A 6,535-nucleotide genomic window follows, 5' to 3' on the forward strand; every position below is an offset into this window, starting at 1 on the left:
GCTTCCCCTGTGTGCGTGGACGGAATGTCTCTTTTAGCACTTCGGCCATGTTGCTGGCCGCGAACAAATCGAGGTCGATCAGCGTTTCGCGACTTTGTCGTACGTTGCAATGATGCGCTTCAAATCGTCATATTCATTGCATTGTATCAGGCAGATCCGTTCGAGAGCCGCGAGATGCTCATTGGCTTTGGCAGGATCACCTTGGGTCAAGTAGGCTTCACCCAAATGTTCATGTGCGCTGCGGTGCCGGGGATTTAACGCCAGCGCCTGCTGATAGTGCCGGATTGCCGGATCGAACTGCCGCAGGCGCCGATAGGCGTAACCAAGGTAGTTCTGAATATCGGCATTGCGGGCGTCACGGAGCGCAGCTGATATAAGCGCCTTGATTGCTTCGTTCCACTCGCTCGCGACGATCGCTCGTTTCCCGGCCGCGAAATCCGGATCGAGCACCGCCCAATCCGCAGTCTCTACCATCGATCCCATGGTCGAGCAGATCGGCCAGGCGTCAACCGCGAGCGCCGCCTCGGACTTGGCACCGTCTCCGCGAGCGGCTCTCACCTGATCATGCCGACCGGATGTGGTCAGGAGATACGCCGCCACCACCGCGGTCATCACGCCCATCACGGCGGCGATTAGGATTGATCGCATCATGGTCGTTATGCCGGTTAGTCGGCTGCCGCACATCTGCGCGCGGCAGCCGTTCTATTCATTCTCTGCCTCGTTAGTCTCACTGCTGCATCAAGGATGCCTTGGCCTCGCGGATCTCCACCCGATCCGTGTCCGCGTCTTTCGTCATCTCGGCAAGCTTCCGGAAATAGCGCGCGGCTTTCTCCGGCTGATTTATCGCCTTCGCCGCGGTGGCTGCACCGTACAAGCTGCGAAGCCGATTGGGCGCCGACACCAGCGACGTCTCGTACTCCGTCAGCGCTGCTCCCGGTTGCTGCTGTTGAATCAGCAGGTCACCCAACAATTCCCGCATCGGATACAGCCGGTTCTCCATCGCGATGTGCTTTTCGCTGTCATCCTCCAAGTCTGCCGCCGTTCGCATCAGCTTCAGCGACCTCTCCTTCTCCCCTTTGGCTTGCGCAATCCAGGCCGATGCAGCCAACATCTGGATTTCGACTTGGCTCGCCCAATAAGACTGACTTGCGTTGTCCAGCGCAGCGTGAAGCTCCTTAAGTTTGGCAACATCGCGCTCGGCGGCGGCAAGCTCGCCGCTGCGGGCCGCTCCCATGGCGCGGGCAAAATAGGTGATGGCCTCCGCCTGTGGAAATTGGCTGCCTCTCGGCTCAAGCGCTGCCGCTTCCGTCCATGCCTGACGTTCCAACGCAAAGCGCGCCGGCACCGCGGCAAGAGCGGTATAGCTGGCGAGGTAGTCAAACCCGAGCTTCTTTATCGCGTTGCTCTCGTCGCGTAGCTGCTTGGCCGGCCCCTCCTGTCCCATTTGCAGCAAGGCGTACTCCATGAAATCCAGATGGTGCGGCTGGCCTGGATGTGCCGCCCCAGGCCAGAGCTTGGCGGCTTGCGCTTCGGCGAGCGCCAGCGATTTCGTGTTCGATGCGATGGATTGCGTCCACATCCCGAGCATTGAATAGGTGTGCGAAGGCATGTGCTGGGCATGCTGAGACGCGGGGGCGACCTCGGCATATCTGTTGGCGGCATCAAGACCGCGCTGCGCAAGCGTCGGGTAATCGTAGGTGTGGATCATGTAGTGCAGCACGCCCGGATGCTCCGGCAGTTTCGCCTCGACCGTTTCAAGGATCGTGCCGGCCTTGAGCTGATTGGCGAAGGTCTTGTCGCTGTGCAGGGCCGTCTCGTTGAGCGCGAGCGCATAGAAAATAGCCGCCTCCGGATCATCCGGATATTTCTGCATCAGCGCTTCCATCGCCTTTTCGTAGGCAAGCCCGCGCTTGGTCTGATCGATTTTGTCAAAGTCCTTGTAGTAGACTTCGATCGCGTCGAGCCAGTCGCGCTCGCGCTCGGTCTTGGCACCGATCGCCTTGCCCTTCTCCACCGCCTCCCATCCACTCTTCAAAGCGGTGGCGGTGAGCGGCAGGATCAACGGATTGGGACGGCTGCTTATGGCGATGCCCCAGTAAGCAATGGCACATTGCGGATCGGCGGTCGCCGCTTCGGTAAAAACCTGGATGCTGTCGGGATAAAAAAATGAATGCACCATCGCCAGGCCGCGATCGAATTTCTCTTGCGCCTGCGGCGTGCACGAGGTCTCGAAGTGCACGCGGCCAAGTCCTTGCGCCCAGGCCGCGGTGGCGAAGGTGCTCGCCAACAGCGCTGTGACGAACGTTCCCAAATTCGGTCTCATGGCGCTCTCTCCTTTGGGTCGAAATAGCAGTTTCAGCGCAATCACCGCCGTGCGGTCGTGCGCAGTGCAAATGCTCAGTGAGAGACCGGCATAAAAGGAGTGTCGGTTTTAGGAGCGTGCGATGCCTGCCGACAGCATCTTTCGCTGCCCATTCGGCTCTAACGGAGACGTCGGCAAATCCCGTCTCGAAAGGCAGCTCTAAGCAAAGGAGGGTACACGATCTCGCGCCCAGCCAAAAGAGGCCGTATGCGGAGCCCGGCACGGCAGATCTGGCCGAAACTGACGGCCGAGATATCCGTCGGAGGTCAAAAAGCGAAGCGGGCACGGGCATCTTGGGATATCTGCTGGATCATGATCCGATTCCGTCCAATCGGATCATGATCTAATCCCTCAGCCGGCTTGAAACACCTCGTCAGGCAGGCGTCCCAAGTCTTCGAACTCGACCAGTCGATCATCTACAAAGGTGAAGGCGGCGAACGATCCCTTTGCACGTATCTCGACGATGACACGCGATGCGGGCTGGCTGTTAAAGACATAGTCGACATGCAGCTTCGTTTCGCCATAAAGCGCTTGGACATCGGCAATCGCCATGCCCGCCCGTGGTCCCTCGAACGAGTCGCGCGGCTGAGGTACTGCAGGCAAGCGAACCTGAAAGATGTCTTGCGGAATGTGTCGTCCGAGCGTCTTGGCGATCACCCGGTCGGCGGCGAAGAATACGCTCACTTCCGGTTCGCCAAGAATATCGTACACCCATTGATCCAGCTTGATACCAAAAAAGGTGTAATGGCAGATGCGGCTCGGCTCTCCGAGTGAGCGTCGCACGGCGGTGCTCGCCATGCCCGGCCAAGCCTTTCGGCTGATCAGGGGAAGGTCACTCTTTTCGACTTGAAAGACGTCCAACTTGACGTGCGACACTTTCCCGTCCGAAAGGGTGACCGTGCTGGGAATCGCTCCAAAGAACTCGAGCTTTCGCCGGCTGATCCCGCCGGCATCGTAACCTACAACTCGGGCTGGTTCGCCCATGATGCGGATCACTTCCTGCTCCGTCATGCCAAGATGAAGTTGACCGGCGGGGACGGTGATGAACTCGACATGCGGCGGCTTTGGTGCGTCGGATTGGGCGGCCGCAGCCAGCAAGGCTATCGAAATATCGAAAAAGACGGCCATGGCGGCTGTAATGAAAAGCTTCAATTGCATTGTACACTCCGTCGGCAAATGAGGGGTAGGAGGATTACTGTCTCGACGAACTCGTCGTTTCGTCCGGCTCAGCCTCTGCTTCGACCGCGTAAGAGGCGGTAGAAGGAGCGGCGATGGAGTAAAGTTCGGCGGCATGCACCGCAAAGCCCTCGATCACGAATGCGAACACCGACGACCAGAACGCGTTGACCAGCCGGCGCCTTGTTCTTTTCAGTGCTGGAAGCGAATTCGCGCGGGGCGGCGCGGATTGCGGCGACGCCATTGCGTCGCTGGTCGAATTCTCTCCGGTCGCGATCTGCTCGGTGATGTAGGCGGCATCCTCGCTCACACCGTAGATCAGGCCCGACTTCGAGGTGTGAAGCCATGGAAGGCCGACAAAGAACAATCCCGGATAGGCCGTGACACCGCGCGTCTGACGAGGATACCCGTCGCCGTCGGTGACCGGCAGTTTGATCATCGAGAAGTCGAAGCCATAGCCTGTCGCCCAGATCACGTTGGTAATGCCGGCAACCCTCAGATCGAGCTCAGATAGCAACGGCTGCTCAAATCCATCGCGCAGAACCGGCAGTTCTTCTTCCGGCACCACCATTCCCGTCCTGGCGACGTAGTCGTCCACGGCGGTCACAAAATCCGCTTCGGCCCGGTCGGCTGCGGCCAGATTGTCGTGCAGGTCCGGCGCGAGCTTGATGACGCCATCGTCGATGCTATGGAGGCGGCCGAGCAGCCCGACGCCATCACGTGCAAATTGATGCAGATTGAGCGTATGGCCGCCCTTGGTCCCCGATATGTGCGGCTTGCCGCCGAATTTGGCCTGCGGCGACGGCAGTTCGCTTACCTTGCGATCGTAGTGGCCGAGTCGAGCGAACCACCAGTTTGCATCTTTCCCGCGGTAACGCCGCGGCGTCCGGCCGGCGCGGCCGACCGCGAGGTAGACCTTCCGCCCCGATTCATAGAGCTCTTCGGCGATCTGGGCACCCGATTGTGCGCTTCCAACCACCAGCACAGCGCCGGATATGAGCTGGTCTGGATTGCGATAGGCGTCGGAATGAAGCTGCCTGATGTGGGATGGAAAATTGCGGCTTGGAGCCGGGATCTTCGGCGTTTGATGGAGGCCAGTGGCCACGATGACATTGCGCGCCCGGATCGGCTCGCGATCCTGGATCCCAACGAGATATTCACCGCTTTCTCGGTCGCGTTCGATCCGCTTGACGCGCATGCCATAGCGCACGGGCAAGCGTCGTGCGAACTCTTCAAAATACGCTACGACTTCATTGCGGGACATGAATCCATCGGGATCGTCTTCCGCGTATTGCACGCCGGGCAAACGCGACTGCCAGCGCGGTGTATTCAGCGCAAAAGAATCCCAGCGATGGCTGCGCCATGCGTTGCCTGGCCGATCGGCCTGTTCGAGGACGACATGGTCCTGGGATCGTCTGTTCAGATAGTAGCTGACGGCTAGACCCGCCTGCCCTCCGCCCACGACGACGGTGTTCACTGCTGTGGTCATCGACTTTCTCCTGGTCTCGCGGGAACGGCTTGCCCGCTGAATTGCTCTTCGTGACGCGGAGGTGTTGTCGACAACCGGCTGCAATAAGACGGCGGATCGGCATATGATTGTTCACAAACCGTGATAAATCGCAGGAGGCGCACATGGATCGGATGGCGAGCATGGCGGTCTTCACGAAGGTGGTCGGGACCGGCAGCTTCTCGGCGGCGGCGCGGGAGATGAAGCTATCCCAGGCGTCGGTGACCAAGCAGATCCAGGAGTTGGAGGGCTGGCTTGGCGTGCGCCTGCTTAATCGCACAACCCGGCGTTTGAGCCTCACCGAGATCGGTACCGGGTTCTACGAACGCTGCACGCGCATTCTCGCCGCGATCGAGGAAGCGAGAAGTGCTGCCGGCGCACTCCAGTCGACGCCCCGCGGGCGCTTGCGGATTAACGCTCCCGTCTCGTTCGGCTTGCTCCACCTTGCGCCCGTCGTGACTGAATTCCTGAAACTTTATCCCGACGTTTCGGTTGAGATGCTCGTCAACGACCGAGTGGTCGACCTGCTGGAGGGGAAGTTCGACGTCGGCGTGCGCATCGGGCGTCTCCGTGACTCGAGCCTGATTGCCCGGCGGATCGCACCGATCCGGCTTGCCGTCTGCGCCGCGCCGGAATACCTCGCGCGGCATGGCGTACCGCAGACGCCGGATGATCTCGTGAACCACAATTGCCTGGAATACACCTATTTCGAGAGCCGCGGCGAATGGCGCCTCCTCGATCCCGCGGGCACTGAGATCGTCGTTCCAGTCTCGGGCCGGTATCTTGCGAACAACGCCGACGTGCTGCGCTCCACAGCCATTGCCGGCGGCGGGATCATCTTGGTCCCCACCTTCCTCGTCGGCGGCGACCTGCGATCGGGCCGCCTCGTTCGTTTATTGCCCCATTATCCGCCGCCGGAACAGGCGCTCTATGCTTTGTATCCGCCTGGTCGACATCTCTCGGCCAAGGTACGGAGTTTTGTGGACTTCCTGGTCGTTCGCTTTGGCGGCCGGCGACGTGGGACGATACCTGATCAGAGGCGAATAGCTCGGTCTTGGCGCCAAGAGGATTGGAACAAGTCGCCTTTGCGTCAAGAAGCGACGTTGCGGCTCACCCGGCACTCGGTCCGCTGTACATTTGAAAGCGGACATCGCAGGCCCAACGAGCAGGTCTGCTTACCAGCGGCTCGGCTTCGAGGTGCTGGGCGTCATACGCGTGGGAGATTCGCCGCCTATGGCGCCGATGCTGCGGCCCGCACGCTAGCGCATGATCCGGAAAAGTGGAAACCGGTTTTCCCTCGCGCCAAACGCGAAGTGTTTGCGCGGAGATCACGCTCAAACAAAGAGATGAGATCATGATCCGATTCCGTCCATCGGATCATGATCTAGGGCCGCCTTTCGAATAGCCGATCACGGTCAAGCGCTTCTGCTTTTCGCTGGGATGCAACTGATCGTCCATCTGAGAGCGGCTCCGTTTTCATGCACTAGTGG

General features: G+C 60.1%; 5 protein-coding genes. 1 reads left to right on the plus strand and 4 read right to left on the minus strand.

Annotation, left to right across the window (positions count from 1 at the left end):
- Window positions 1-78: 78 nt before the first annotated feature.
- The 4 genes from CWO89_RS05120 to CWO89_RS05135 all read right to left on the minus strand — a co-directional run bounded on the left by CWO89_RS05120 (window position 79) and on the right by CWO89_RS05135 (window position 5,027).
- On the minus strand, window positions 79-612 hold the full coding sequence (locus CWO89_RS05120; RefSeq protein ID WP_165421010.1) for a tetratricopeptide repeat protein: 534 nt from the start codon (window positions 610-612) through the stop codon (window positions 79-81).
- A 115-nt stretch (window positions 613-727) separates the two neighbouring features.
- The gene (locus CWO89_RS05125; protein WP_130577556.1) at window positions 728-2,323 is read right to left on the minus strand and encodes a tetratricopeptide repeat protein; all 1,596 of its coding nucleotides are present in this window, start codon (window positions 2,321-2,323) and stop codon (window positions 728-730) included.
- Window positions 2,324-2,713: 390 nt separating this feature from the next.
- Window positions 2,714-3,520 (minus strand): hypothetical protein, encoded by an 807-nt coding sequence (locus tag CWO89_RS05130; RefSeq protein ID WP_130577557.1) that lies wholly within the window; start codon window positions 3,518-3,520, stop codon window positions 2,714-2,716.
- 34 nt (window positions 3,521-3,554) lie between these two features.
- Window positions 3,555-5,027 (minus strand): flavin-containing monooxygenase, encoded by a 1,473-nt coding sequence (locus tag CWO89_RS05135; protein ID WP_130577558.1) that lies wholly within the window; start codon window positions 5,025-5,027, stop codon window positions 3,555-3,557.
- Between the two features lie 143 nt (window positions 5,028-5,170).
- Between CWO89_RS05135 and CWO89_RS05140 the strand changes: the two genes are divergently transcribed.
- Window positions 5,171-6,403: a LysR family transcriptional regulator gene (locus tag CWO89_RS05140; RefSeq protein WP_207234396.1), complete on the plus strand. Its 1,233-nt coding sequence runs from the start codon at window positions 5,171-5,173 to the stop codon at window positions 6,401-6,403.
- Window positions 6,404-6,535: the final 132 nt, after the last annotated feature.

The organism is Bradyrhizobium sp. Leo170, from assembly GCF_004296405.1.
Lineage (GTDB): Bacteria > Pseudomonadota > Alphaproteobacteria > Rhizobiales > Xanthobacteraceae > Bradyrhizobium.